The sequence below is a fragment of the Psychrobacter sp. DD43 genome, from assembly GCF_904846555.1.
Classification (GTDB): domain Bacteria; phylum Pseudomonadota; class Gammaproteobacteria; order Pseudomonadales; family Moraxellaceae; genus Psychrobacter; species Psychrobacter cryohalolentis.
The window spans coordinates 35,319-61,872 of sequence record NZ_CAJHBE010000023.1 but is presented as its reverse complement, the minus strand read 5'-3'; the positions used below and the strand labels follow the sequence as shown (position 1 = coordinate 61,872).

Sequence of the window (26,554 nt, the reverse complement as noted above, 5' to 3'; positions counted from 1 at the left end):
GCGCTTAACCTTTACAGTGTCTAACTTGTCCATGAATAAGCTCCTTTTTCGTAAACTTATTTTAGGACGGGACATAAGTATTAAAAAAGGCTAACGTTATCGTTAGCCTTTTTTGTGTCTTCAGTTTTCTAATAACAGATCTATCACTGCTCCGCAGGACTCATTTGCTCTAAGCGCGCAGCATCTGCTTGCTGTGCCTGATCGATCTTGGTAGTAGCATCATCTAGAATGGCTTTCGGCTGCTGACCTAAGGGCTTGCTTGCGATATCTGATGTATGGCTGTCATTAGCATTTCTCGTATCAGAACCATTATTTTCAGATACAGCTGCCTCACTACTCGCTGCTATAACTTCTCGGTTTTGTTCACGTTGACTGCCATTCATGACATTAAAACCCAATAACACAACCATACCAACGACCGCGAATATAATCAGATGTTTCATTTGCATAAAAATGTCTCGTCTAGTTCGATAAAATGTAGATAAACATTTCGCTGCATTTTCTATGCCGATTTTTATAGTTGGTATTCAGCACTATTCTTGCGGGCTACTATTACTTAATAAATCAGTTTCATCTGAATTTTCGGCAATTTCCTGCTCAACCTTTTCCATTAGCTTTTCGTCAGGGCGCGCATCAAGCACTTGATCGGCATTCCGACCTTGCAAGATATGCTTCGCCCGCGCCTTCGCTTGTTGCTTCTCTTTATCTTCAATCGTAGTTTCAGCCGCTTGAGCGTCATTAGCTATTTTAGAATCGTTAGTGGGTTTAACGATGATGGGCGTTACTGTTATGTCCTCTTGAGACTTATCACCATTTCGACTGCTTTGGAAATACTCAAACGCTTGTTCTAGTTTATGGTTAAAGCGTAACTGATAAATGGGCTCAGGTAAGCTAAAGCCTTTATCCTCTAAAGCATGCTTGGTCTCGCGAATAGCTATACTGCGGGCTTTGGAAAAATCAGCTTCTGATTGATTGACCCATACTTGGAACTGCAAAATAATGTTTGAGTCGCCTACTTCCTTGATAATCGCGGTGACTTTTGGCTTATCTAAGGCAAAACCCAATTGAGCAATCGCATCGATACCCACTTTGATGGCAGCAAGCGGATCGTCATTGGCATCAACGCCTAATTCAAAGGTAAAGCGGCGCTCAGGATTTTTGGTGTAATTTAAAATCGTGGCTTTAAAGACTTCGGCATTGGGAATACGTAATTGATTGCCATCTAACGTCATTAAAATAGTCGCGCGCGACGTCAAGCGCACCACTATTCCCTCTTGAGCATTAATCAAAATATGATCGCGGGCGCGAAATGGCTGGCGAATACTGAGCATTAAAGAGGCAATATAATTTTCAATAGTATCCTTAACCGCGAAACCAACGGCAATACCGATGACCCCAGCGCCGCCAAGTAGCGTTCCCAAAATCGTCTCCGCGCCAATCAAGCTTAGTGCTAATATAAGCCCCAAAATGATAAAGATGACTTTGACGGTCTGCGACAATAATTCTGCGACAAAAGGATTGGGCGTTAAGCGCTGCCACATTTTTTGCCGATTGGACAACCAACTACCAAACCAAGTTACTAAAGCAAATAAAATAATCCCGACCAATAACAACGGCACAGCTTTGATAAGGTTTTTGGCTTGAGCTTTGATGCTTTGATAAACCGTCGTGACATTATCCTGAACATCAAGCGTTCGGTTAATCTTATCTTCGACTGTGACAACATCTGTCAAACGATTGGTAAGATTAATGGCTTGTTGGGCTTTTTTCTCGTTGGGTGTTTCACCGGTTAGAGTAACAACGCCTTGAGTGACACCAACATTAATTGCTTGCAAGCCTTCAATTTCTGAGAATATCCCACTGATACGTTGGCGGATGTCATTATCATGTTGCACAGTTTGAGCGGTTTCGATTTGAGTGTTATTACTGCTCTCGCCATCGATAGGAGGTGCAGGTTCAATTAAAATAGGTATCAACGGAGGTGGTACAGCTGGCGCTTGAGCCGGCAAATTGGTGCTTTCAGGAATATTACTAGGAAGAGGGGTAGTATTAATGTCATTAGCTGCATTAGGTAATGCGTTGCTATCAAGCGCAGGCTTGGCAGCATTACTGTCTAATACAATAGGATTAACAGTTTCGCTTTCTTGAGCGGCATAAGCTGGTAAACTTAATAGGATGCTTAATGGCAACAGCCATTGACTCCACATTTTTTGGCACTTGCGTGATGTAATGCAGTCAAAATAAGTGGCCATAAGCATCCTTGATTACGCCTTATCTATTCAAAATCTGATAAGCGTATTTTTCAAATATTATTTACCGTCCAAATAAAGTTGTGCCTCGCCCAAATCTAACGTGCCCTCATAAATAGCACGACCAGTAATGATACCTTCAATGCAATCACCATAAGGTTTTAACAACTCAATATCTTTCATATCGGTGACGCCGCCTGATGCAATCACTGGTAAGCCACCTTCACGTGCTAAATTAACGGTTTGCTCGACATTAACGCCTTGCATCATGCCATCACGGGCGATATCAGTATAGACGATAGACGACACGCCAACATCAGCAAAACGTTTGGCAAGCTCTGTGGCTTTGGTGTCAGTCACGTTTGCCCAACCATGGGTTGCGACCATACCATCTTTGGCATCGATACCAACGATAATGTGTCCAGCAAACTCACGGCACGCCTCAGCAACAAAATCCGGATCTTCAACCGCTTTGGTACCAATAATAATATAGGTCAGACCAGCAGTAATATACTGCTCAATGGTTTGCATATTGCGCACACCGCCACCCAATTGAATTGGCAGTTTAGGAAAAGCTTTTGCAATGTCATGCACCACTTGCTTATGCACTGGAATCCCATCAAATGCGCCATTTAGATCGACCAAATGCAGACGGCGCGCGCCTTCTTTTACCCAACGTGCCGCCATCGCCACAGGGTCATCAGAAAATACCGTATCATCTTCCATACGACCTTGTTTTAAGCGCACACACTTACCATCTTTGAGATCGATAGCAGGGATAATCACAGGGACAGCGCACATATAGGATTCCTTATAAAACGATATTAATAATCAAAACTTGGAGGTAGGTTAGCTTATAAGAGCTATTTAAACACAAACTTAATATAAAATGTCTAGAACTGCCAATTTAAACGGGTCACGATAAAGTCAATTCACTACCAAAGATGTATAAGCATGATAGTGATTTAAAAATGATGTAAGTACTCTAGTCATAAAATCAACTAAAGTTTTCTCTCTATTGCAGCAGAAAACAGACAGTCATAACCATAAGTTTTAGCACAAAGGATTACTAGCAACATTGGGTAAATTCGATTACCAACTGGCAATTTTAGGTCAGTTTAGCGTATAATCCTAGGTAAATTTGTATTTGTGCGATAAAGCCAGATCGTCTGCTACCTATAGATGGTTTCGATCATTGCAAGATAGATGATAATGCGGTATTGATACGCTATTAAACGTTTCGCTTAGCAACGGCTGTTACTCAGTCCTAATATTTACCCTATAATCATAGGTTATTCAATAGTGCTTAGATAGCTTCTACTCAGTATCATAAGTCATTTATCTCTCATTTGTATTTAAGCAAATGGGTGGTGCTGCTTAAATCTCACAAATAGTATGGATTTTAAGATTTTAATAAATCGTATGGTAAAACCGTATTTTGTCTAACACCATTTCTTTAAGAGATGAGAATTAGATTGCAGTGTTTTAGTATACACCTTGGTAGCCAGTCGCCACTTTGGTCATTCGAATAAGACATTAACGTGTTGTTAAGGAGTCTAAGGTCAGCGTTAATACTCTTACTAGTAGTCATGAAGTGTCATTATTAAAAACCTTATCACTGTCTTTTTATAAGATATGATTTGGTTATTTTAGTGATGGCGTTACCATTCATGCTGCCGATATACCACACAGGACGTCTGGTATCGTTTTAGACTATGGACTAAGTTTTCGCTTATGATTACCATCAAGAAAGGTTTGGATTTACCCATCACTGGTGAACCCTCCCGCGAGATATCTGAGCACAGACCCGCCCATGTGGCACTTATTGGCTATGATTACGTTGGTATGAAGCCGACGATGAATGTCAAAGAAGGCGATATCGTAGCAAAAGGTCAACCCGTTTTTGAAGACAAAAAACGGGCTGGCGTTATCTACACTGCGCCTGCTGCTGGTAAAGTCATCGCCATTAAACGCGGTGAACGTCGTGTGTTTGAAAGTCTTGTAATTGCGGTCGACCCAAATGGTGCGGAAGTAGAATTTCAGCGCTATGACTCCCAGCAACTTGCTGACCTAGATTCTGAAGTCGTTGAAACCCAACTGCTTGCCTCTGGTGAATGGACGGCGTTCCGTACGCGCCCCTTTAGCCGTGCTCCTGAAATCGGTGCTCGTCCTCACGCTATTTTCGTCACAGCCATGGATACCAATCCATTGGCATTTGACCCGATGCTGCTGATTAACGAGCAACTGCAGGCGTTCAATGATGGTCTTGCTGTCTTGTCAACACTCAGCCCCAAGACCTTTGTCTGCCATCATGGCAATAGTCAGTTGACGCCAGTTGCAAAAACTGCAGCTAATAATGTCACTGAGTATCATAGCTTTGCGGGCAAACATCCTGCTGGTCTTGCAGGCACGCACATTCATTTCTTGCACCCTATCATGCGTGGTACAAGCGTTTGGACGATTGGTTATCAAGATGTGATTGCGATTGGCAAGCTATTTACTAGCGGGCGTTTATATACGCGTCGTCTGTTGAGCTTAGCTGGTCCTGCTGTTAGCAATCCTCATATTATCGCCACTGAACGCGGTGCGGATATTGCTGCCTTGACCAAAGGTAATTTGACAGCTGGCGAGAACCGTGTGATTTCAGGTTCAGTGCTGTCTGGGCGTCAAGTATTTGGCAATATTGCCTATCTTGGTCGCTTTGATAATCAAGTCAGTGTGCTAGCAGAAGGTCGTGAGCGTCCAGCGTTCCACTTCTTTACGCCAGGCGCCAACCGCTTCTCTAAACTGCCTATCTATATTTCGCAGTTTTTTGGTGGCAAAAAATATAACTTCACTACCACGAGCAATGGCTCACCTAGAGCGATGGTGCCAATCGGTGTCTATGAAGAAGTCATGCCACAAGACTATCTGCCAACCCAGCTATTGCGTGCTTTGATTGTCGAAGACATTATCACGGCTGTAGATTTGGGTGTACTTGAATTGGACGAAGAAGATTTAGCATTATGCACCTTCGTATCTCCTGGCAAATATGAATTCGGCGATATTTTGCGTGATAACTTAACGCGCATTGAGCTGGAGGGCTAACCACGATGAAATTTTTACACAATATGTTCGATCGTATGGAGCCGTCTTTCACCAAGGGTGGCAAACACACAAAATACTATGCCATCTTTGAGATGTTTGATACTTTTTTGCGTCAACCAAGCTCAACGACATACGCCTCATCACATGTACGCGACGGTATTGACCTTAAGCGTATTATGATTACCGTCTGGTTATGTACCTTCCCAGCGATGTTTTGGGGTATGTACAATATCGGTCATCAAGCATTGACTGCGATTGCAACCCTCGGCTTACAGCCTGAAGGCTGGCGCACCATTATCACCAGTATGGCAGGCTATAATCCAGACAGTATCTGGGCAAGCTTCGTCTACGGTGCTATGCAGTTCTTACCGATTTATCTTGTGACCTTTGGGGTTGGTATTCTCTGTGAGATTATCTTCGCCGTCGTCCGTGGTCATGAAGTCAACGAAGGCTTCTTTGTTACCTCTGTACTGTTTGCATTATGTCTGCCACCCGATATCCCATTATGGCAAGTTGCCTTAGGTATTATCTTTGGTGTTGTCGTGGCAAAAGAGGTATTCGGTGGTACAGGTAAAAACTTCCTTAACCCTGCCCTATCGGGTCGTGCGTTCTTATACTTTGCTTATCCGGCTTATATGTCAGGCGACTCAGTATGGACTGCCGTTGATGGTTTCTCAGGTGCAACGCCACTTGGTCTTGCTGCGCTCGGCGTCGTTCCACAAGATTTTGTCGATGTTTATGGCAATGCCATCACGTGGAGTGATGCATTCTTAGGCAACATGCAAGGCAGTATCGGTGAAGTATCGACGCTAGCTATCTTAATGGGTGCTGCTGTCCTACTTTGGACGCGCATTGCATCATGGCGCATCATGGCAGGTTGTGTGGTGGGTCTGATTGCCACATCTCTTGTGTTTAATATGATTGGCTCTGAAGACAATATGATGATGAGCTTGCCGTTTTACTGGCACTTAGTGATCGGTGGTTTTGCTTTTGGTGCCGTGTTTATGGCAACTGATCCAGTATCTGCTGCGCATACCAATAAAGGGCGCTGGGCTTACGGTATCTTGATTGGTTTTATGACCGTATTGATTCGTGTCATTAATCCAGCTTTCCCAGAAGGCATCATGCTAGCCATTTTATTTGCTAACTTATTTGCGCCACTGTTTGACTATTTTGTCACTCAAGCAAATATCAAACGCCAAACTGCTCGGAGGGTTCGCTATGTCCAAGCCCAAAAGTAATAACGCAAAAACCATCAGTGTGGCGTTGACGCTATGCTTGGTGTGTTCGGTATTGGTCTCAGCTGCGGCTGTGGGTCTAAAGCCTGCGCAAGTAGAAAACGCGCGCTTAGACCGTAATAAAAACATCTTGGTTGCCGCGGGTATGTTTGACCCTGCGTATGATACCAATGAAGATGTGGCGGAGCGCTTTAAAGATTTTGAGGTAAAAATCGTTGACCTAAATAAAGGCAACTACCTTGATGATGACGCGCTGACCGCTGCTGGCATCCCTGACCGTAATGCTTATGACGCCAGCCAAGCAACTAAAAATAAAGCACTGAGTGAAGATTTGGGTGGTAATGATCCTGCCGGTATCGGTCGTAAGCCTAAATATGCCAAAGTTTATGTCAAAAATGATGACGCTGGACAACCTGAAATAGTGGTACTACCGATCCAAGGCTACGGTCTTTGGGGTACTATCTATGGTTTCTTAACCCTTGAAAGCGACATGAATACCATCAAAGGTATCAGTTTCTATGACCATAAAGAAACTCCAGGTCTAGGCGCTCGTATCGAAGAGCCAGAATGGCGTGCGATGTGGAGTGGTATTCACTCTTATGATGACAAAGGTGCCGTTGCTACTGGCGTGACCAAAGCTGGTAATCCAAAAGAGAACTGGGTTGACGGTATTAGTGGTGCAACTTTGACCAGTCGCGGCGTAAGTAACATGATTCAGTTTTGGTTGGGTGAGCAAGGCTATAAGCCATACTTAGACCAGCTGCGTAAAGAAAGTGGCAAAACACTGGTAGACGCTGAAGTCAAAGCAAGTCAAAGCCCTTATAAAAAACTGGGTCAAAACTTACATCAACAGCAGGCGCATTCTGTAACCGAAATGGTAGCAGTAATACCAGCAGCACACGGCAAGGAGGCATAACATGGCTGATACAAAAAGTATTTTAACCTCGCCCATTTTTGATAATAACCCTATTGCTCTACAGATATTAGGTATCTGTTCGGCATTGGCGGTAACGACCAGTGTAGCAAATGCACTGGTGATGAGCGTGGCATTGACCTTGGTTACCGCATTTTCAAGCTTTTTTATCTCTATCATCCGTAAGCAAATCCCATCGAGTATTCGTATTATCGTGCAGATGACGATTATTGCTTCATTGGTTATCTTGGTCGATCAGATACTAAAAGCGGTCGCTTATGATGTGAGTAAAGGCTTATCGGTATTTGTTGGTTTGATTATCACCAACTGTATCGTCATGGGACGTGCTGAAGCGTTTGCGATGAGCAATCCGCCTATTCCAAGTTTCTTGGATGGTATCGGTAACGGTTTGGGTTATTCAGCCGTACTACTATTTGTCGCAAGTATTCGTGAAATCTTGGGTGCAGGCAGCTGGTTTGGTATCACTATCCTACAAACTGCGACCGATGGTGGCTGGTATGTACCAAATGGTTTATTGCTACTACCACCGTCAGCATTCTTCATTATCGCCCTGTTTATCGTGATTATCCGTACATGGAAACCTGATCAGGTCGAAGATGCTGAATTTGTAATGAAGCCGCAATCTAAAGGCATGGCTCAAGGGGGCGGTCACTAATGGGACATTATGTCAGTTTATTTATAACCTCGGTCTTTATCGAGAATATGGCGCTGGCCTACTTCTTAGGCATGTGTACCTTTTTAGCCGTATCAAAAAAAGTTTCAACCGCTATCGGTCTTGGGGTAGCAGTCGTTGTCGTGATGGCCATTACCGTACCGCTAAATAACCTACTGTTCCAGTTCATCCTAAAAGATGGTGCGCTGGCATGGGCAGGTTTCCCTGATATCGACTTAAGCTTCTTAGGCTTACTCAGTTATATCGGTTTGATTGCTGCCACCGTACAGATTCTAGAGATGTTCTTGGATAAGTTCGTCCCAAGTCTGTATAACGCACTCGGTGTGTTTTTGCCACTTATTACCGTTAACTGTGCCATCTTAGGTGGCGTACTGTTCATGGTAGAACGTGACTATAACTTTGGTGAATCAGTGGTGTACGGTGTCGGCGCAGGCTTTGGTTGGGCACTGGCGATTACCGCATTGGCAGGTATTCGTGAAAAATTGAAATACTCAGACATTCCAGCGCCGCTGCGCGGTCTTGGTATTACCTTTATCACGGTTGGTCTGATGTCACTTGGCTTTATGTCGTTTGGCGGTATGTCAATTTAAACCGCTGAGCTTAAAAGCTTATTTAGCGATTTGACCTATTTAATTCATTTATTCGGTAGGGGTTCAGAGAAAACGCAATGACGTCTTTTCGCTCCCCTACTCCATAGATTAAGGATACCTACCATGGATTACGCTACGGCGATTGGTGGCGTTGCTATGTTTACCTTGATCATCATGGGTCTCGTTGCCATTATTTTGGCAGCGCGCTCAAGACTGGTCAGTTCAGGCGATGTTACTATCCATATCAATGATAATCCCGAGAATGACGTTGTAACACCTGCAGGCGGCAAACTGCTACAAACATTAGCAAGCGAAGGTATTTTCTTATCTTCAGCTTGTGGTGGCGGTGGTACTTGTGCCCAGTGTCGGTGCCGCGTGATTGAAGGCGGCGGATCTATTCTGCCTACCGAAGAAGGTTACTTTACCCAAGGTGAGATTCGCAATCATATGCGTCTTGCCTGTCAGGTAGCTGTTAAGCAAGACATGAAAATTGAGATCGATCCTGAATTCTTTGATGTGCAAAAGTGGGAATGTGAAGTTATCTCTAATGATAACGTTGCGACCTTTATTAAAGAATTGGTGCTGAAGATTCCAGATGGCGAAGAAGTGAACTTCCGTGCTGGTGGTTATGTACAGCTAGAAGCGCCACCGCATGAAGTACATTATAAAGACTTTGATATTGCCGAAGAATATCAAGACGATTGGAATAACTTTGGCATCTTTAAATACGTCTCAAAAGTTGATGAGCCTGTTATCCGTGCCTATTCAATGGCTAACTATCCGGATGAAAAAGGTTTAATCAAATTTAACATTCGTATTGCCAGTCCGCCGCCGCGTGGTCCTGATGGTATTCCACCGGGCAAAATGTCTTCTTGGACCTTTAGCCTAAAACCTGGCGATAAAGTCACAGTATCTGGTCCTTATGGTGAGTTCTTCGCCAAAAAGACCGAAGCTGAGATGATATTTGTCGGTGGTGGTGCTGGTATGGCACCGATGCGTTCGCACATTTTCGATCAGCTCAAACGCCTCAACTCTGATCGTAAGATTAGTTTCTGGTATGGCGCGCGTTCTATTCGTGAGATGTTCTACGTTGAAGATTATGATCAGCTAGAAGAAGAGTTTGCTAACTTTGAGTGGCATGTGGCATTGTCTGATCCATTACCAGAAGATAATTGGGATGGCTATACAGGCTTTATCCATAATGTCTTGTTAGAGGAATATCTCAAAGACCATCCAAATCCAGAGGATTGTGAATACTACATGTGTGGGCCACCGATGATGAATGCGGCGGTCATCGATATGTTGCACAGCATGGGTGTTGAAGATGAAAATATCATGCTTGATGACTTTGGTGGTTAATTGGGATGGTTAAGCTTAATCGTTAAGCAACCACAATTAACAGAATAATATATGCTAAATTAAGAGTCTCAATTGAGGCTCTTTTTTTATGGGCGAAACGGAAAGGATTCCTATGAAAACCAACTATAAAGATTTGACCATTTGGGTAACAGGCGCATCAAGCGGTATCGGTGAAGCATTAACCATCGCCTTTGCCAAACACGGCGCTCGTATTATTCTAAGTGGACGTGATAAAGAGAAACTAGCACTGGTAAAAAGCCGCTGTAAAAATAGTAAAAAACATATCGTTATCCCTTTTGATATAACCGATGCTGAGCAAGCAAAACAAGCATACGCTACCGCTAAAACTCAAGCAGGAAAAATCGATTGGCTGATTAATAATGCAGGTATCAGTCAACGCGCGCTTATCATGGATACCACTGAAGACGTCGAACGACAAATTATGGAGATAGATTACTTTGCGCAGACGCGTCTGAGCAGATTGGTATTGCCAGATATGCTCGAACAAGGTGGCGGCAAAATAGTGATGATATCAAGTGTTGCAGGGTTACTCGGTACACAATATCGCGGTGCTTATGGTGCTGCCAAAGCGGCTATTCATATGTGGGCGAACAGTCTGCGTGCTGAACTGCACGAACAAGGAATAGAAGTAGCAACGATATTCCCAGGATTTATTCAAACCAATATCTCTATTAATGCCTTGACTGGTGATGGTAGTGCACAAGGGACGATGGATGCGGCAACCAATAAAGGTCTGACGGCGACTAGCTTTGCTAAACAAGTCGTCAAAGCCCTTACTAGAGGGGAAGAGTATATTATCGTTGCTGGTCGCAAAGAAAAGCTCGCCACCAAGGTTAATCGCCTATCACCGCCAAAACTTTATAAGCTCATTCGTGAGTCGCAAGTCAAATAAATCTAGCATGTTAATTAACTATAGTTAGTGACATGTGATATCGCTACATCACGTAGGGCTGGTATTAATTTTTCTTGCTTGCTATGCCTACATAGACCGCAAAAAATTCATACCAGTCCTACCGTAGTTTTTTTAGATGTTTTAGCTATATATATTACATAGCAATCAATATCTGAAAATGTTTTAAGCCGACAATTGGCGTTATGGGTGACAAGGGGTGTAAAATAGGCAACGCTTAGCTTATTTAATAGCTAACGCCTCATTTATCCCTTCGCTATATCAAGTTGTGATGACTCATATGAAAAACCCAAGCATACAAAAATCAATACCACTCTCATTTTCTGTCAAATCGATGAATACCGCCCTACTACCTATTATCGCTGTAAGTGCCGCACTAGGGATGAGCGCTTGCCAGCAAAAGACCGATTATAATAATCTGAGCGGTGAGACCATGGGCACCAGCTATCATATTAGCTATCAGTTGCCTAAAGGCGCTGATGAAGCGGCCATACAAGCAGCCATCGATAAGCGCCTGCAAGATATCAATGACAGTATGTCCACTTATCAAGCGGACTCTACCATCTCTGCATTTAATCAATTAGGCAAAGATGAGCCTATTACCATCGATGAAGATTTTAATCATGTGTTGGTAGCTTCAAGACAAGTTTATGAGCTATCGGGTGGTGCCTTTGATCCTACAGTGATGCCATTGATAGACACTTGGGGTTTTGGTAGCACGATGACCGTTGAGCGTTTGCAAAGTCCACCGACGGCGCTTGAGATTGCGCAAGCCAAAGCCTTGGTCGACTTTGAAAGTATCATTCAAAAAGATAAGACTATCTATAAAGCCAAAGATGGCATTGGGCTTGATTTTTCAGCAGTGGCTAAAGGCTATGGTGTCGATGTCATCGCTGATGTGCTAAAAAACAATTATCAAATTCGCAATTATATGGTTGAGATTGGTGGTGAGGTGGCAACCTCTGGTGTCAGTGCGCAACAACAACCTTGGCAAATTGCGATTGATGCACCGATTGAAGGTAGTACCGTCAGCGAGCGTCAAACTATGGCAGTGATTCGCCAACCGATAAATAATGGCAACACGATGCATCTGGCGACCTCTGGCAACTATCGCAACTCAGTCGTCTTTGATGGTAAGCACTACAGTCATACCATTGACCCGACCACAGGTGAGCCGATTGTAGGTGGTGCGCCATCGGTAACCGTCGCGGCAGACACCGTCGCGCTGGCTGATGCTTGGGCAACCGCCTTAACTGCTATGCCTTACAAAAAAGCTTTGAGCGTCGCCAAGGAGCAAAACATAGCGGCATTGTTTGTCGTGTTGGCAAATGGTGTGAGCATAGAAGCAGCTGCGGACAGCATTGATGATTGGCAATTGGTGCAAACACCTGCTATGCAAGCATTACGTGCTGATAAAAAGTCCAGCTAAATCTAAAAACACTAATAGAAGCTAATTCGGTATCTTTCTGAAATTGTCTTACTAAGCTGAGAAGCTCAAACGGACAAGATGAATTTTTGCTATACTATTAAGAGGTTATCACACAGATAACTGTCCTACTTTTAACACGAGGTCTCCTCTATGCTTAGCCAACTGCTTCCCATGCTTGCTATCACCTTTACCGTATTCATGCTGTTTTTTATCTTTATGGGTATCGGTTATATGGTCAATAAAAAGCCGCTTAGAGGGTCTTGTGGCGGTGTTGCCAAATTGATGGGCAATGAGAAATGCTCGTACTGCGGTGATGACCCTAATAAATGCGATTCTCTAATCGCTGAACAACAAGAGAACGCTTTAAAAGCGGCTCAATTGGGCAAATCGGTATAAATAGTCGGTTTGTTACCATACGCTGGTAGTATTTAGCCGTCATTTGTTCTTATAATAGCGCCAGACCTTATAAAAAAAGGGCTGGCGCTATTTTTTATGGCGCAGCGTTATTGTTCTACATCACTACTTATAGATATTCATATTGCCTTACCTGTTAAGGTAGCAAGTTCATATGAATTGCTTTCTGCCAATATTTCGATATTCTATTTTTTCGTCTCACTCATCTTCTTTGTGAGATTTTTCGGTGTTATTTTGCAAGCGACGACTCTTCGGCGCTGTTTAATGACGTGTCCTTTTTCTTATTCTAATAATAGTCGTGCTGCCATGTCTACCTCTCCTAATGTGCAAAATGATTTGCCTTTACAGTCTCAGACGGATAATCCTTTACCGTTTCAGCTGCCCTCTTCGCGCTTTACGTTTTGGCTGGTGTTGTGTGCCATGATTCTATTGGCGACCAATATGCGCTCGCCGATTGTGGCACTAGGTTCTATAGCACCGGTGGTTCAAGGAGCGCTCAATATCTCCGAAACCCAAATTGGATGGCTTGGCGCGGTGCCGATGCTGACTTTTGCACTTGGGGCTTTTATCTCGCCAGCGATTGGTAAGCGTTTTGGGCTTGAAAACACTTTAATTGCGATGATTAGCCTCCTAACAATAGGGATGATTATTCGCAGCCTTATTCCCACTTGGATGGGGTTTTTGGGCGGCACATTACTGCTGACGTTAGCGATTGGTTTTGCCAATACCCTTGCGGCGCCTGTTATCAAGCAACGTACGCCCAATCATATTCCTTTAGTTACTGGATTATTCAGTCTCACTATGACCGTGTCGGCAGGGATTGTCGCGGGCGTGGTCTTGCCATTATCTGAACAAGTAGGCTGGCAATGGGCGCTTGGTGGTTGGTCGATTTTGGGCGTCTTTGCCTTAATAATATGGGTGCTGCTACGACTGCGTTTGGGTTCTTCAAACCATCAGCCCGTAGTACCGCTTGCTGAAGGCGTTCAAGCCCCATCGCCCATCTCTATGTGGCGCACACCCTTTGCTTGGCAAATTGCCATATTCATGGGTTTACAATCGCTGATTTTTTATACAGCTGCCAGTTTTTTACCGTCGATTTGGCTCAGTAAAGGCTTGTCAGCATTAAGTGCGGGACAGATGAACTCGGTATTCCAGTTTATGGCGCCTGTGGCAATTTTAAGCTTAACGTGGCTGGTCAATCGTGGACGACCTATTCAGGCACTGGCGGTACTTGCAGCGGTTTTAAATGTGATTGGTATCTTAGGTGTCAGCTATTTATCTGCTGATTTGGCGTGGTTGTGGTCGGCGCTGATGGGCATTGGTTGTTCAGCGATTTTTACCTTAAGTATGATGCTGTTTTCAATGCGTACTTATACCGCCAATCAATCAAGTGAGCTGTCGGGTATGGCGCAAGCGGTCGGTTATTTGATTGCGTTTTTTGGTCCATTGGGGACTGGTTGGTTACATGAAGCAACGGACAGCTGGGATTTACCCTTACTTATTATGCTGATATTGATGGTGGTCAACGTAGGATTTGCGTGGCTGGTCAGCCGTCCGGTGATGGTCGATGGCAAGCGGATTTAGTTTTTATCATGAATCAATTAACTTTTGCACCATATTGCTGCTTATCTGATTCTGCTAGACTAATGCCATCGCCTATAGGACAGCAGAATTATGATAAACAGACTTTCTCGCTTACCGCAGCACTTGATTACGGTCGCTGTCTTGACCGTCGCAATCGCAATCAGCGGTTGTCAAAAAACGCCTGATGCTAGTAATACTCAGACGGATACTGATATTCAAGCCAGCTCTCAAAACAATACTCAAAACAGCAATCAACCCTCCGATACCCAATTATCTCAAACCACATCTACAACGAACCCTGCTGAACAACAAGCGCCTTTGACCATATTGGCATTAGGTGACTCTTTAACAGAAGGGCTTGGGGTGGATAATAATGCCAATTACCCCGCCCAGCTACAAACACGCTTGCAGGAACTGGGTTATAAAGACATTAAAGTCATTAATTCAGGATTGAGTGGCGAAACCAGTACAGGCTTGGTTAATCGATTAGATTGGGTATTACAGACCAAACCTGATGTTACTATTTTGACCATTGGTGCCAATGATGCTATTCGTGGTATTGATGTCGCGACGGTTGAAGCCAATATTCGTACTGCCGTAAAGCGCTTACAAGACAATGATAGCGTGGTCATCCTAGGTGGTATGCAGATTTATGACAACCTTGGCTCTGATTATGTAAAATCCTTTGCAGCGATATATCCAAGAGTGGCGAAAGACCTGAACGTGACACTTATTCCGTTCTTTTTAGACGGTGTAGGTGGCGACCCTAAGCTTAATCAAGCCGATGCCATTCATCCGACCAAAGAAGGTTATACGCTGATCGTTAATAACAATATCTTGCCGATATTACAGCCTGAGCTTAAAAAAATAAATCCATTGAATGTGACAAATATGCCTACTGAGACTGCACAATGACATCAGCATTACCTACCTCGCAAGCAGCGCTGCTCACTGCCACTAAGCTAAATAAAACCGTACACGTTGGTGATCAGTCCTTATCTATTATTAAAGACGTTGACATTCACGTTAATGCTGGCGAGTTTGTGGTAATCATGGGTAAATCTGGCTCTGGCAAATCCACCTTGTTGGGTTTGTTAGCGGCATTAGATTATCCTGATAGCGGCGACGTTGAGTTGGCAGGTCAAACCTTAAGCCGATTAAATGAAGATGCTTTAGCGGTTATTCGTCAGCGCGATATGGGTTTTGTCTTTCAGTCTTTTCATCTGCTACCAACGTTAACCGTTGCTGAAAATATCGCTTTTCCATTGGACATCGCCCGTCGTCCAGATGCGGCGCGTGTCGATGAGTTGATTGAGGCGGTTGATTTGGGTCATAGGCGTCATAGCTTGCCAAACCAATTATCCGGTGGCGAGCAGCAGCGTACAGCAGTTGCTCGCGCATTGGTATCACGCCCAAAGATTGTCTTTGCTGATGAGCCTACCGGCAACTTAGATGAACAAAATGCCAATCAAGTGATGCAGCTATTACTAGATTTGCGTCAGAAAACTGGCTCGGCACTGGTGGTGGTCACCCATGATTCAGCACTTGCTGACATGGCAGATCGCGTTATTACCATGCATGATGGGCGGATTATATCTTGATGGATAATAAGAATATAGAAGACACCTCATCGACTGATATTACTAATACCACCATGGCTAAAGAGTCAGACACTAGTGGCGGTATCGTACGCCAGCTATTGACGACTACCCTTGGTTTACAAAAACTAGGCTTACAAGGATTGGGCGCGCAAGCACTTAGTCGGAGCTGGTGGCAGCGCTGGATATATCCAGTATTATTTTTACTGACTTTGACGCTGTCACTTGCGACCTACCTCACACTTGACTCTATCCAGCAGTCAGTTGACACCTATATCAATGACAATCAGCGCGCTTTGGTCGGTGGCGATTTAATATTAAACAGTAAGCAAGATTGGCCAAGCGAAGTATTAACGCAGATTGATACCCTTGCCGATACACAAACGGTTTTTGACTATCAGTTTAGCGCGATGGTCGTCACTGATGAGCAGACTTTGCTTGCCAGCATAAAAGCGGTTTCCCAATCCTACCCATTATATGGTGACGTCGAGCTGGCATCAGGACAGCCATTATGGCAGCAGCTTACAGCCAATAATATAGTGGTCGCCCCCGAAGTGCTCAAAAGTTTAAATGCTGATATTGGTGACCAAATCACTATTGGTGATGCGCAATTTATCATTAGTGATGTGCTGACAAAAGAGCCTGACCGTCCACTGAGCGCCTTTGGCTTCGGTGGTCGTATTTTGATGCCACAGCAGGCGTTAGAGGCAACCAATCTATTGGGACAGCGTAGCCGTATTAATTACCGTATTGAGCTGGCAGGTAATGCAGAATTGATGGCGACTCAGCGTGATAAACTGACGCAAATATTGACCAATTATCCTGATATCGAGCTCTCTGATGCAGAATCTGCGGACACCTCGGTATCGCGTATCTCTGATAATGTATTGATGTTTTTAAAGCTTTTGGTCATTGCCGTATTGTTATTGTCCGCAGTGGCTATGTATGGCGTCATCACAGCATTTGTGACCAAGCAGCAGTCGAGCAATGCGATACGTTTGGCACTGGGTGAGCCCCTTAAGTCGCTAAAACGCAGCTACTATCAGCTCCTTATTATCACTGCCATCATCGCTTGTATCGCAGCAATTTTAGTCAGCTTTGGCTTACTCAAAGTCGGTCAGCCTTATCTTGTGGCTATCTTACCAGCTGACGTCAGCTTGGCTATTAATCCTATCAGTGCCATCAAAACCACCGTCATAGCCTTGGTGCTCACGCTACTCATCGCCCAACGCGGCTTGAGCACATTGAACACCACAAAACCTGCTACCTTGCTCAATCAAGGTGCAAGCTCAGCTGTGCAACATCTGCCTTGGTATAAACGCTTGCCGTTACTTTGGTATGGGTTAATGCTGGCTGGTCTATATGTGTTTTTTGTTTATGAAGTAGGCGGATGGTTATTTGGCGCGCAGTTATTAATTGGTTTAATTGGCTTTGTGAGCGTATTTTGGCTATTGGCACGTGGCTGGCTGTGGTTACTAGCACGTATTGCAAGTAACGCTAAAATCGGCTGGATGCAGCGTATTGCGATTCATAACCTTGCGCGTAAAGGCAACCAATCGGCATTATTTTTCGTCACCTTAGCACTATCGGTGGCGGTACTGACTCTCATTACAACGCTCAATCACAGTATCAACGCCCAATTTATTAACGCTTATCCTGAAGATGCGCCCAATCTGTTTTTGTTAGACATTCAGAGCGATCAGCATGCTGAGATTGATAGCATTATTGGCGCACCAGTGAGCTACTACCCTGTTATTCGTGCTCGAGTAGTGACTGCCAATAATATACCTGTGCAGGATATCGAGCCTGCTGATGGCTTTGATGACCCTGCACGTGTCTTTAATCTCAGCTATGCAGATACAGTAATGGACACTGAATTTATTACGAATGCTGTAGCAGACAATCAGCTGTATGCACCCATTAACACTGAAAATAAAGACACAGCGTCAACCGTTGCGCCCTTATCTATTTTGGATACTGCTGCTAGCTTACTGAATGTCGGTATGGGTGATGAGGTACGTTTTAATATTCAAGGGATTGAAATCGTCGGGCAGATTACCAGTATCCGCTCGCGTTTCGAGCAAGGTCCCAGTCCTTATTTCTACTTTTTATTTGAGCCAGCCGTTCTCTCTGCTGCCCCGCAGATTCAATTTGCCACCGCCCATGTAAACGCTGATGATATTCCAGACCTGCAAGGGAAAATGGTACGACAATTCCCTGCGGTGACGACGATAGACGGGACCGCAATTGCTCAGCAAATCCAAGAGCTGGTGGTGCAAATGAGCCGTTTGGTCTACGTCTTTACGCTACTTGCCTTACTGACTGGGGTTATGGTATTGATTAGCTCGTTATTATCCACCTCACAAGACCGTCTGCAAGAAAGCGCCTCATTTAGGCTACTAGGGATGCAAAAACGCGACTTGTATATGCTGAACATACTAGAGCTTGGGGTATTGGGAATTAGTGCGGCGACATTTGCGATCATTATCGCCAGCGTTGGCGCATGGGCTGCCCTCACCCAATGGTTTAATCTACGCTTTAGTGTGCCATGGGCAAGCCTGAGTATCGGTAGTATGGCGTTAGTCGTATTGCTGTTTGCCATTGCCATTATTTATGTGAGACTGGTGATTGGGCGCGGCATTATGGCGCGAGTACGGGCGATGATTTAATATTTTCTTGTTATTAGTAAACATTTTCAAAATTTAGGTTAGCTTGAGCATTATTTAGCTTAAGCTAACCTATTTTTTAGTTTAGTATTAACCTCTTTAAATTTTGCTATTTGCTATCCTATTTTTTAAATAATACATTCCATATCACTGTATGACATTTTATATTCTCTTATAATCCTTTATAACAGCACGGTAACCTTATGAAATTCTCAAAGTTCGGTCAAAAATTTACCCAGCCCACTGGCATCTCACAATTGATGGATGATCTGGGCGATGCGCTAAAAAGCGATCAGCCAGTCAACATGCTGGGCGGTGGTAACCCTGCCAAAATTGATGCCGTCAATGAGTTGTTTTTGGAGACGTATAAGGCCCTTGGTAATGACAATGATACGGGTGAGGCCAATAGTAGCGCTATCATTAGCATGGCGAATTACTCTAACCCACAAGGTGATGCAGGCTTCATCGACGCCTTGGTTGGCTTCTTTAATCGTCATTATGATTGGAATCTGACCTCAGAAAATATCGCCCTGACCAACGGCTCACAGAACGCGTTTTTCTATTTGTTTAATCTATTCGGCGGCGCTTTCGTTGATGAAAACAGTCAAGATAAAGAAAGCCAGTCTGTAGATAAATCGATTCTTCTGCCATTGACCCCTGAGTATATCGGCTATAGCGACGTGCATGTCGAAGGTCAGCATTTCGCAGCGGTACTACCGCATATCGATGAAGTGACGCATGATGGCGAGGAAGGTTTCTTTAAATATCGCGTCGACTTTGAAGCGTTAGAGAACTTGCCAGCATTAAAGGAAGGTCGCATCGGCGCGATTTGCTGCTCACGCCCGACCAATCCTACTGGCAACGTGCTGACCGATGACGAAATGGCGCATTTAGCTGAGATTGCCAAGCGTTATGAGATACCGCTGATTATCGATAATGCCTACGGAATGCCTTTCCCTAACATTATTTATTCAGACGCTCATCTCACTTGGGATGACAATACCATTCTCTGCTTTAGTTTATCTAAGATTGGTCTACCCGGTATGCGTACGGGGATTATCGTCGCTGCTCCTAAAGTCATTGCGGCTGTTAGCGCAATGAATGCGGTAGTAAACCTAGCACCGACACGTTTTGGCGCAGCGATTGCCACGCCGTTGGTAGAAAACGACCGTATCAAGCAATTATCGGATAATGAGATTAAACCTTTTTATCAAAAGCAGGCGAACCTCGCTGTGAAGCTATTAAAAGAAGCATTGGGCGATTATCCTTTAGTGATTCATAAGCCTGAGGGTGCGATATTCTTATGGTTGTGGTTTAAAGACTTGCCGATTAGTACGCTTGAGCTGTACGAGCGCCTAAAAGAAAAAGGCACCCTTATTGTGCCAAGCGAGTACTTCTTCCCTGGTGTCGATGTTAGCGATTATCAGCATGCGCACGAGTGTATTCGTATGAGTATCGCGGCTGACAAGCAGACGCTAACTGATGGTATTAGAGTGATTGGTGAAGTGGTGCGTGAGTTGTATGATGAAGCTAAAAATAACAAAGCATCATAACTTCAATGATAAAAATAGTTAAATAGTAAAAAAAACGGACTTATGAATAGTCCGTTTTTTTCTGTCGTTTGATCATAGGTTTGACTGTATTGATTGACTGAAAAATCTTCGTCCACATGGTAAGTCCATAAAGCACATACGACAGCATACAAGTATTGATAATATCGTGGATACTTGCCATCAGCTCTGCGCTTTCTATCCCTGCGAGACCTAGCTCGGTAATGGTCTGACGGTTATCCAAATACTCGCCTAATAAAGCAATACAGGTCACCATAATTAAAGCGATAAACGCTCTGATACTGTATTTTTTGAAGATTGGACGCAGCAAAATAACGCTCAATAGATAAACACTGATGCCCACATAGATATGTAGGGCATCTTTTTCTAATCCTGTGGCACTCACGACGCCGTTTTTAAAGAGATAAAAGTCCACTATTTATTCCACATATAAGAGAGTAGGAAGTCATTAAGCTTAAAATAAGAATAAAAAAGAGTTTGCGACCATGCAAACTCTTTTGCGCGAGAGCAAAGCAGTACTGTGCTCCTTCCTCGCTCAGATTGTGCCTTTGCCAACCTGACTGCGCAACTAAGTCATACTTATTTTTAAATATCCCAGTCTACAAAATTCTTTAATAACTGCAAACCTGCGGTATGGCTTTTTTCTGGATGGAACTGGGTAGCAAATAAATTATCTTGCAAGATACTGGCACAAAACGGCTGACCATAATCACAAATAGCAGCCACTTGCGAGCTATCTGCTGGCTCGCAGTAATAGCTATGTACAAAATAAAAATGCGCCTTATCTTCGATACCACTCCATAATGGATGAGTAAAATCCATACCACTAATAGTATTCCAGCCCATATGCGGTACTTTTATTTGTACCCCTTTTTCATCTTTCCATGCCGGATCAAAAGCGGGTACTGTGCCATCTAAGATACTCAGGCAGGGCGTGCCACCATTTTCAGCAGACTGCTCAAACAACGCCTGCATGCCAACACAGATAGCCATAACAGGCTTATTAAATATCGCCTGACGTATGACCTCGTCAATACCTGCCGCATGCATGCCAGCGATACAATCACGCATAGCACCGACGCCTGGGAAGAAAATCTTATCTGCTGCCGCCACGACTTTTGGGTCATTGGTGATAGAGACTTCTGCCCCGACCGCTGATAATGCTTTGCTGGCTGAGTGCAAGTTACCCATACCATAATCTAATAGTGCAATTTTTGTGGCACGACTCATCTAAAACGCCTCTTTGGTCGATGGCAAGGTATTTAGCGCACGTTCATCGTATTCACACGCCATACGTAGCGCACGAGCAAAGGCTTTAAAGGTAGATTCGATTTGATGATGACTGTTTTTGCCTTTTAGATTATCTAAATGCACGGTCATCCACGAATGATTCACAAAACCATAGAAGAATTCGCTAAATAAATCGACATCAAAAGTGCCGACATGCGAGCGCGTAAAGGGAATATCCATATGCAGACCTGGACGACCAGATAAATCAACAACCGCACGCGTCAATGCTTCGTCTAGTGGCGCGTAAAAATGCCCATAACGACGGATACCTTTTTTATCACCTAATGCTTTGTTAAATGCTTGACCAAGCGTAATGCCTGTATCTTCAACACTGTGGTGATCATCGATGAAAGTATCACCGGTACATTTGATGTCTAAGTCAAACAAACCGTGACGCTTGATTTGGTCAATCATATGATCCAAAAACGGGACGCCAGTGTCCACAGTACCTTGCCCTGTACCATCAAGATTGACCGTACAGGTCACTTGGGTCTCAGCAGTAATACGCTCAACAGTCGCGATACGTTCAGGGCGACCATGTAAATTTAGTTTTTGCGTAGGATCTTGCTCAGCTGTATTGGGTATATTGGCTGTCGTCGTTAAATTGGCGTTCATGGCTACTCTCTATAAATGAAAAGCGGTCAATAAAATAGGGCGAAAAACGCCCAATATATTTTTACTAGTGTCTAAAATAGATAATAAAACAATCAGGCTAAAAATAAGTTCAATGCTTATTCAAAAAGCCTATTCAAAAAGCCAAAATATAAGGCTTGATGCACACAGAACCTTGTCTATCTTCATCATAGCAAACCCTACCATTTACTGCCATGACCAAGCAGTAAACCACGCACAAAATTCTCGTATTCTGCTAAAATAATAGCTTCAGTTTTATCAATCGTCACCTTTGCTGATTCTATTATGACTTGCTGTATTAAATTATAGGAATTAAACATGCCTTTAGAAGCCATTGCCATCAATAGTTTGGATGCGCCACTCATCAAAAAGCCTACTCGTGAAAACGAATTAGCCGAGCGCTTAGAGGCGCTCTATGACACCGATGATAGCCAGCCTGATGGTGCTGACGTATTGGCTATTATTGAGCAAGGTTTTAAACGTGGTCAAACGCTGTATGTCGGTATGTTTAATGACAAGCCTATCGCCGCAGTTGGCTGCTTTGATGATGGGCAGACCGATGCCAAACGCTTGCAGTATCTCACCGTACATCTGCAAAATCGCGGTCGTGCGATTGATGCTAAGTTTATCAAACTAGTCTATGATGCTGAGGTCAAAAAAGGCGTGCGTGCATTTGTTGCGGTCGATGCCGAGATTCATCGTATTATGACTGAATACGAGCTACTACGCGTCAAGGATTAATTTTAGCCTAAATAGGCTTATTTCGATGACTCGTTCATTATTTTTGCTCTTTTATTACATATAATGCAAAAACCTCTTGACAGTAAGCGCTATATTTAGTTTAATAGCGCCTCAACGAAGACGGCTCGATAGCTCAGTCGGTAGAGCAACGGATTGAAAATCCGTGTGTCGGCAGTTCGAACCTGCCTCGAGCCACCATTCGTTTAAAGTATTCTAAAAAGCCTCAAACATCACTGTTTGAGGCTTTTTTTATGCCTGCAATCATGACTCACTTCTGTTAACGCTCACTTTCACTTATCTATAACATATCTATGCTACATTTGAATCGTGTAGTCTCTTTATACTAAGGCATCTATGGATAGCCGATAGGTAAGATAATGAGAGAATTTGATTATGACTTGGATTATAAAAATTTAGATTTGCGCGCGCAGCCTGAGCTATACCGTGTCGGTCGTGGCGAGCAAGGCGTATTATTGGTAGAGCCTTATAAGTCTGAGATACTGCCGCACTGGCGTTTTGCCACCCCTGAGATTGCACTTGAGAGTAGCGATACTATTTATCAGATGTTTTTAGATTATCTAGCAGTCAATGACTTTGTAGGCGCTGATATGGCACGCAAATTTATTCAAATGGGTTTTACCCGTGCCCGCCGCTATGCCAATCATAAAGGCGGTAAAAAGTATAAAGGGGCAGTCCCTGATGATAAAAAAGGTCAAAGCGGTGCTCATGGACGTGAAGAGCTACCGCGCCAAACCGAGGACCCGATCAAAGCAGAGTCTGCACGTATTTTTAAGGAAAAATGGGATTTATGCCGTGAAAATAAAGATTATTTAGCGATGAAAGCTGAGCACCGTGAGCGCTATAAAGATATTGAATAGGATAGCAAAATTAAGGCTTACTGTTTTCTTATGCTATGGTAATCACCACCAAACAAGTATGAATAAAAAATGCAGCACTTTTAGCGGGTAGAAATAATGGATAAGCAACTTTTAATTTTTGATTTTGATGGTACCCTTATTGATAGCGTGCCAGATTTGGCGGATGCGACCAATGCAATGCTAACCACCCTTGGCAAAACGCCCTATCCTCTCAATAGCATTCGTAACTGGGTCGGTAATGGCTCAAGAATGCTTGTTGAGCGCGCCTTGGTTGGTAAGATAGAGGTGTTAGAGGGTGAATTAACTAAAGAAAGCATCGACCATGCTGAGCAAGTGTTTTTTGATGCTTATAAAAATATCAGTGGCAGCAAAACTGTCGCTTATCCCGATGTTGATAGTGGGCTCAGAAAGCTACAAGCAGCAGGATATAAACTGGCATTGGTCACCAATAAGCCGATTCGTTTTGTACCAAAAATACTGCAATCCTTTGGCTGGCAAGACATCTTTAGCGAAGTGCTTGGCGGTGATAGCTTGTCTAGTAAAAAACCAGACCCCGCGCCACTGCTACATGTCTGTGAGACGTTGAATGTTAATCCAGAACAAGCGGTCATGATTGGTGATTCAAGAAATGATATCTTAGCGGGACAAAATGCCAATATGGACACGCTCGCATTGTCTTATGGTTATAACTATGGGCAAGATATTCGTGAGCTCAACCCTACCGAAGCCTTTGATGATTTTAGCGCTTTGGTGGACTATTTATTAAAGAGTTAGCCTGCAAATATAGTCAGTCTTAAATAAAAGAAGTACAAAAATTATAAGGTACTACTGGTATCAATTTTTCTTGCTTACTGTGTCTACGCAGACAGAGGCTGCGAATAATTAATCCCAGTAGCACTGTATTCTTTTAAAAGTGTATCTACTATAATTAAATCTTAAAACTATCATTTACTACGATAACTGAGCGCTTCAGATACATGGGCGCTCGTGATATCCGCGCTGTCCGCCAAATCAGCAATCGTTCGTGCAACGCGTAGTACCCGATGGTAACCACGAGCAGATAAATTAAGGCGCTGCTGAGCGAGCTGTAATAGCTGCTGCTCGCCCGCCCCTAGCTGAATATATTTATCAATTTCACTAGGACTCAGCTCATTATTGACCTTGTTCTGTCGTATTAATTGGCGATTATGTGCTGCCGATACTCGAGTACGTACTTGCTCGGAGGTTTCTCCCGCCTGAGCATTTTGCAGATCCGCAATCGGTAATGCTGGTACGGTGATATGCAAATCAATACGATCAAGTAGCGGACCTGATAGCTTATCTTGATAGCGCTTAATCTGCTCAGCTCTGCAACGACAACGCCCTGAGCCATCACCATCATAGCCACACGGGCACGGGTTCATCGCTGCCACCAGTTGAAAATTTGCTGGAAAGGTCATCTGTGAGTTGGCACGGCTAATAGTGATTTGTTTTGCCTCTAGTGGTTGGCGCAGTACTTCTAATACTGTGCGGTCAAATTCAGGCAACTCATCAAGGAATAATACGCCCTTATTGGCAAGGGTAATCTCACCCGGTTTGGGACGTGAACCGCCACCGACCAATGCCACTGCTGATATGGTGTGATGAACTTGTCTAAAAGGTCGTGTGCCATAATCATAATCACTATCAGCAACCGAATACGTACTGGCAACTTCTAACGCATCTTCTGCACTCAAATCCGGCAAAATAGTTGGCAGGCGTGACGCCATCAAGGTTTTGCCTGAACCCGGTGGTCCTGTAAGTAACAATGAATGACCACCTGCCGCTGCAATCTCTAAGGCACGCCGTGCATGATGCTGTCCTTTTACGTCTGCCAAATCTACTTGATAGCCTATATGCTGCTGGATTTGATTCGGTTCTACTTCGATTAAGCGTTCATCCAAAAAACTGCTATCGGTAAATGATTGCAAATGATTACATACAGCCTTTAAATTTGACGCTGCCAATACGGTTATTCCTTCCACACGGCTAGCCTCTGCCCCATTGATGGTTGGGACAATGAGTTGCCGTGTTGACGACATCATCTTCTCATTACCTTTTAACAGTTGCGTCGCCAATACTTCAGCTTTCATTGCTCGTGCAACCGCCAAACTACCGCTTATTTGCCGCAGCTCACCATTGAGCGCCAACTCCCCAATAAACTCAAACCCTGACAATACCGTTGGATCTAACTGATCACTGGCTGCCAAAATACCGATAGCAATAGGTAAATCAAGACGAGCACCATCCTTTGGTAAATCGGCGGGTGCTAAATTAATCGTCAAACGTCTATTAGGAAACTGAAATCCAGAATTGAGTATCGCTGAGCGCACTCTATCCTTGCTCTCACGTACCGCCGCTTCAGGCAAACCAACAATGGTCAATGCTGGCAGTCCTTGCGACAAATGTACTTCAATGATGACCTCAGGTGCGTGCAGCCCGACTACCGAGCGGGTATAGACTTGAGCAAACGACATAAGCCTTTCCTATAGAGAGATTTATCGATCATAGAGGATTATTAATCAGTGCGCAAATGTTGCGTATTTATTAATAATTTACTTAAAAAATATTGTCAGCGAGATTCTTCATCACCTAACTATACAACTTTATAGCTATATGATTAACGTCGCTGTATAACTAACCTCGCTGTCCATGCCACTATAAGCTGTGA

Annotated in this window: 25 protein-coding genes and 1 tRNA gene; 18 read left to right on the top strand and 8 right to left on the bottom strand. The window is 43.9% G+C overall.

Features of this window, described 5'->3' with window-relative positions:
• Nucleotides 1-143 precede the first annotated feature (143 nt).
• The 3 genes from JMX89_RS11555 to hisA form a co-directional block, all read right to left on the bottom strand.
• Complete coding sequence (locus tag JMX89_RS11555; protein ID WP_201530663.1) at nt 144-449, bottom strand: hypothetical protein; 306 nt, start codon at nt 447-449, stop codon at nt 144-146.
• Between the two features lie 84 nt (nt 450-533).
• Nucleotides 534-2,252 (bottom strand): mechanosensitive ion channel family protein, encoded by a 1,719-nt coding sequence (locus JMX89_RS11550; RefSeq protein ID WP_201530662.1) that lies wholly within the window; start codon nt 2,250-2,252, stop codon nt 534-536.
• 57 nt (nt 2,253-2,309) lie between these two features.
• Entirely contained in the window at nt 2,310-3,050 is a 741-nt protein-coding gene (gene hisA, locus JMX89_RS11545) for a 1-(5-phosphoribosyl)-5-[(5-phosphoribosylamino)methylideneamino]imidazole-4-carboxamide isomerase (RefSeq protein WP_011514724.1), read from the bottom strand.
• Nucleotides 3,051-3,983: 933 nt separating this feature from the next.
• Between hisA and JMX89_RS11540 the strand changes: the two genes are divergently transcribed.
• The 14 genes from JMX89_RS11540 to JMX89_RS11475 all read left to right on the top strand — a co-directional run bounded on the left by JMX89_RS11540 (nt 3,984) and on the right by JMX89_RS11475 (nt 20,305).
• Nucleotides 3,984-5,336, top strand: a complete 1,353-nt coding sequence (locus tag JMX89_RS11540; RefSeq protein WP_011514725.1) for a Na(+)-translocating NADH-quinone reductase subunit A — start codon at nt 3,984-3,986, stop codon at nt 5,334-5,336.
• Nucleotides 5,337-5,341: 5 nt separating this feature from the next.
• Nucleotides 5,342-6,577, top strand: coding sequence for an NADH:ubiquinone reductase (Na(+)-transporting) subunit B (locus tag JMX89_RS11535; protein ID WP_011514726.1), 1,236 nt, complete (start codon nt 5,342-5,344; stop codon nt 6,575-6,577).
• Nucleotides 6,558-7,490, top strand: a complete 933-nt coding sequence (locus tag JMX89_RS11530; protein ID WP_201551619.1) for a Na(+)-translocating NADH-quinone reductase subunit C — start codon at nt 6,558-6,560, stop codon at nt 7,488-7,490. Before JMX89_RS11535 ends, JMX89_RS11530 begins: the two co-directional genes overlap by 20 nt.
• A 1-nt stretch (nt 7,491) precedes the next feature.
• Nucleotides 7,492-8,163 (top strand): NADH:ubiquinone reductase (Na(+)-transporting) subunit D, encoded by a 672-nt coding sequence (locus JMX89_RS11525; RefSeq protein WP_011514728.1) that lies wholly within the window; start codon nt 7,492-7,494, stop codon nt 8,161-8,163.
• Nucleotides 8,163-8,771 carry an NADH:ubiquinone reductase (Na(+)-transporting) subunit E gene (nqrE, locus tag JMX89_RS11520; RefSeq protein WP_011281361.1) on the top strand — a complete coding sequence of 203 codons (609 nt, stop codon included), beginning with the start codon at nt 8,163-8,165 and terminating at the stop codon, nt 8,769-8,771. The genes JMX89_RS11525 and nqrE overlap by 1 nt, the downstream gene beginning before the upstream one ends.
• A gap of 123 nt (nt 8,772-8,894) precedes the next feature.
• A complete protein-coding gene (nqrF, locus tag JMX89_RS11515; RefSeq protein WP_011514729.1) occupies nt 8,895-10,130 on the top strand; it encodes an NADH:ubiquinone reductase (Na(+)-transporting) subunit F in 1,236 nt (411 codons plus the stop codon).
• Nucleotides 10,131-10,242: 112 nt separating this feature from the next.
• Nucleotides 10,243-11,043 (top strand): SDR family NAD(P)-dependent oxidoreductase, encoded by an 801-nt coding sequence (locus JMX89_RS11510; RefSeq protein ID WP_201551617.1) that lies wholly within the window; start codon nt 10,243-10,245, stop codon nt 11,041-11,043.
• A 298-nt stretch (nt 11,044-11,341) separates the two neighbouring features.
• Nucleotides 11,342-12,490, top strand: a complete 1,149-nt coding sequence (locus JMX89_RS11505; RefSeq protein ID WP_201551615.1) for an FAD:protein FMN transferase — start codon at nt 11,342-11,344, stop codon at nt 12,488-12,490.
• A 150-nt stretch (nt 12,491-12,640) separates the two neighbouring features.
• A complete protein-coding gene (nqrM, locus tag JMX89_RS11500) occupies nt 12,641-12,886 on the top strand; it encodes a (Na+)-NQR maturation NqrM (protein WP_011514732.1) in 246 nt (81 codons plus the stop codon).
• 282 nt (nt 12,887-13,168) lie between these two features.
• Complete coding sequence (locus JMX89_RS11495) at nt 13,169-14,488, top strand: MFS transporter (RefSeq protein ID WP_201551613.1); 1,320 nt, start codon at nt 13,169-13,171, stop codon at nt 14,486-14,488.
• A gap of 90 nt (nt 14,489-14,578) precedes the next feature.
• On the top strand, nt 14,579-15,403 hold the full coding sequence (locus tag JMX89_RS11490; RefSeq protein ID WP_201551611.1) for an arylesterase: 825 nt from the start codon (nt 14,579-14,581) through the stop codon (nt 15,401-15,403).
• Entirely contained in the window at nt 15,400-16,089 is a 690-nt protein-coding gene (locus tag JMX89_RS11485; RefSeq protein WP_201551609.1) for an ABC transporter ATP-binding protein, read from the top strand. Before JMX89_RS11490 ends, JMX89_RS11485 begins: the two co-directional genes overlap by 4 nt.
• Nucleotides 16,089-18,755: an ABC transporter permease gene (locus JMX89_RS11480; RefSeq protein ID WP_201530656.1), complete on the top strand. Its 2,667-nt coding sequence runs from the start codon at nt 16,089-16,091 to the stop codon at nt 18,753-18,755. Before JMX89_RS11485 ends, JMX89_RS11480 begins: the two co-directional genes overlap by 1 nt.
• 200 nt (nt 18,756-18,955) lie before the next feature.
• Nucleotides 18,956-20,305 carry a valine--pyruvate transaminase gene (locus JMX89_RS11475; RefSeq protein ID WP_201530655.1) on the top strand — a complete coding sequence of 450 codons (1,350 nt, stop codon included), beginning with the start codon at nt 18,956-18,958 and terminating at the stop codon, nt 20,303-20,305.
• Between the two features lie 40 nt (nt 20,306-20,345).
• On the opposite strand, the gene JMX89_RS11470 is transcribed toward JMX89_RS11475, so the two are convergent.
• From JMX89_RS11470 to JMX89_RS11455, 4 genes are all read right to left on the bottom strand, one after another.
• A complete protein-coding gene (locus JMX89_RS11470) occupies nt 20,346-20,738 on the bottom strand; it encodes a hypothetical protein (RefSeq protein WP_201530654.1) in 393 nt (130 codons plus the stop codon).
• 170 nt (nt 20,739-20,908) lie between these two features.
• Complete coding sequence (hisH, locus tag JMX89_RS11465; RefSeq protein ID WP_201551607.1) at nt 20,909-21,553, bottom strand: imidazole glycerol phosphate synthase subunit HisH; 645 nt, start codon at nt 21,551-21,553, stop codon at nt 20,909-20,911.
• Nucleotides 21,554-22,228 (bottom strand): imidazoleglycerol-phosphate dehydratase HisB, encoded by a 675-nt coding sequence (hisB, locus tag JMX89_RS11460; RefSeq protein WP_227673086.1) that lies wholly within the window; start codon nt 22,226-22,228, stop codon nt 21,554-21,556. It abuts the gene before it with no gap.
• Nucleotides 22,229-22,425: 197 nt separating this feature from the next.
• Nucleotides 22,426-22,566, bottom strand: a complete 141-nt coding sequence (locus JMX89_RS11455) for a hypothetical protein (protein WP_201551606.1) — start codon at nt 22,564-22,566, stop codon at nt 22,426-22,428.
• Between JMX89_RS11455 and JMX89_RS11450 the strand changes: the two genes are divergently transcribed.
• The 4 genes from JMX89_RS11450 (at nt 22,565) to JMX89_RS11435 (ending at nt 24,639) form a co-directional block, all read left to right on the top strand.
• Entirely contained in the window at nt 22,565-22,987 is a 423-nt protein-coding gene (locus JMX89_RS11450; protein ID WP_201551605.1) for a hypothetical protein, read from the top strand. The two genes, JMX89_RS11455 and JMX89_RS11450, sit on opposite strands and share 2 nt — an antisense overlap.
• 122 nt (nt 22,988-23,109) lie before the next feature.
• Nucleotides 23,110-23,185: transfer RNA gene (locus tag JMX89_RS11445), tRNA-Phe, on the top strand.
• Nucleotides 23,186-23,364: 179 nt separating this feature from the next.
• Complete coding sequence (locus JMX89_RS11440) at nt 23,365-23,865, top strand: DUF4385 domain-containing protein (protein ID WP_201551604.1); 501 nt, start codon at nt 23,365-23,367, stop codon at nt 23,863-23,865.
• A 96-nt stretch (nt 23,866-23,961) separates the two neighbouring features.
• The gene (locus tag JMX89_RS11435; RefSeq protein WP_201530652.1) at nt 23,962-24,639 is read left to right on the top strand and encodes a phosphoglycolate phosphatase; all 678 of its coding nucleotides are present in this window, start codon (nt 23,962-23,964) and stop codon (nt 24,637-24,639) included.
• 170 nt (nt 24,640-24,809) lie between these two features.
• On the opposite strand, the gene JMX89_RS11430 is transcribed toward JMX89_RS11435, so the two are convergent.
• Nucleotides 24,810-26,360 carry a YifB family Mg chelatase-like AAA ATPase gene (locus tag JMX89_RS11430; protein WP_201530651.1) on the bottom strand — a complete coding sequence of 517 codons (1,551 nt, stop codon included), beginning with the start codon at nt 26,358-26,360 and terminating at the stop codon, nt 24,810-24,812.
• Nucleotides 26,361-26,554: the final 194 nt, after the last annotated feature.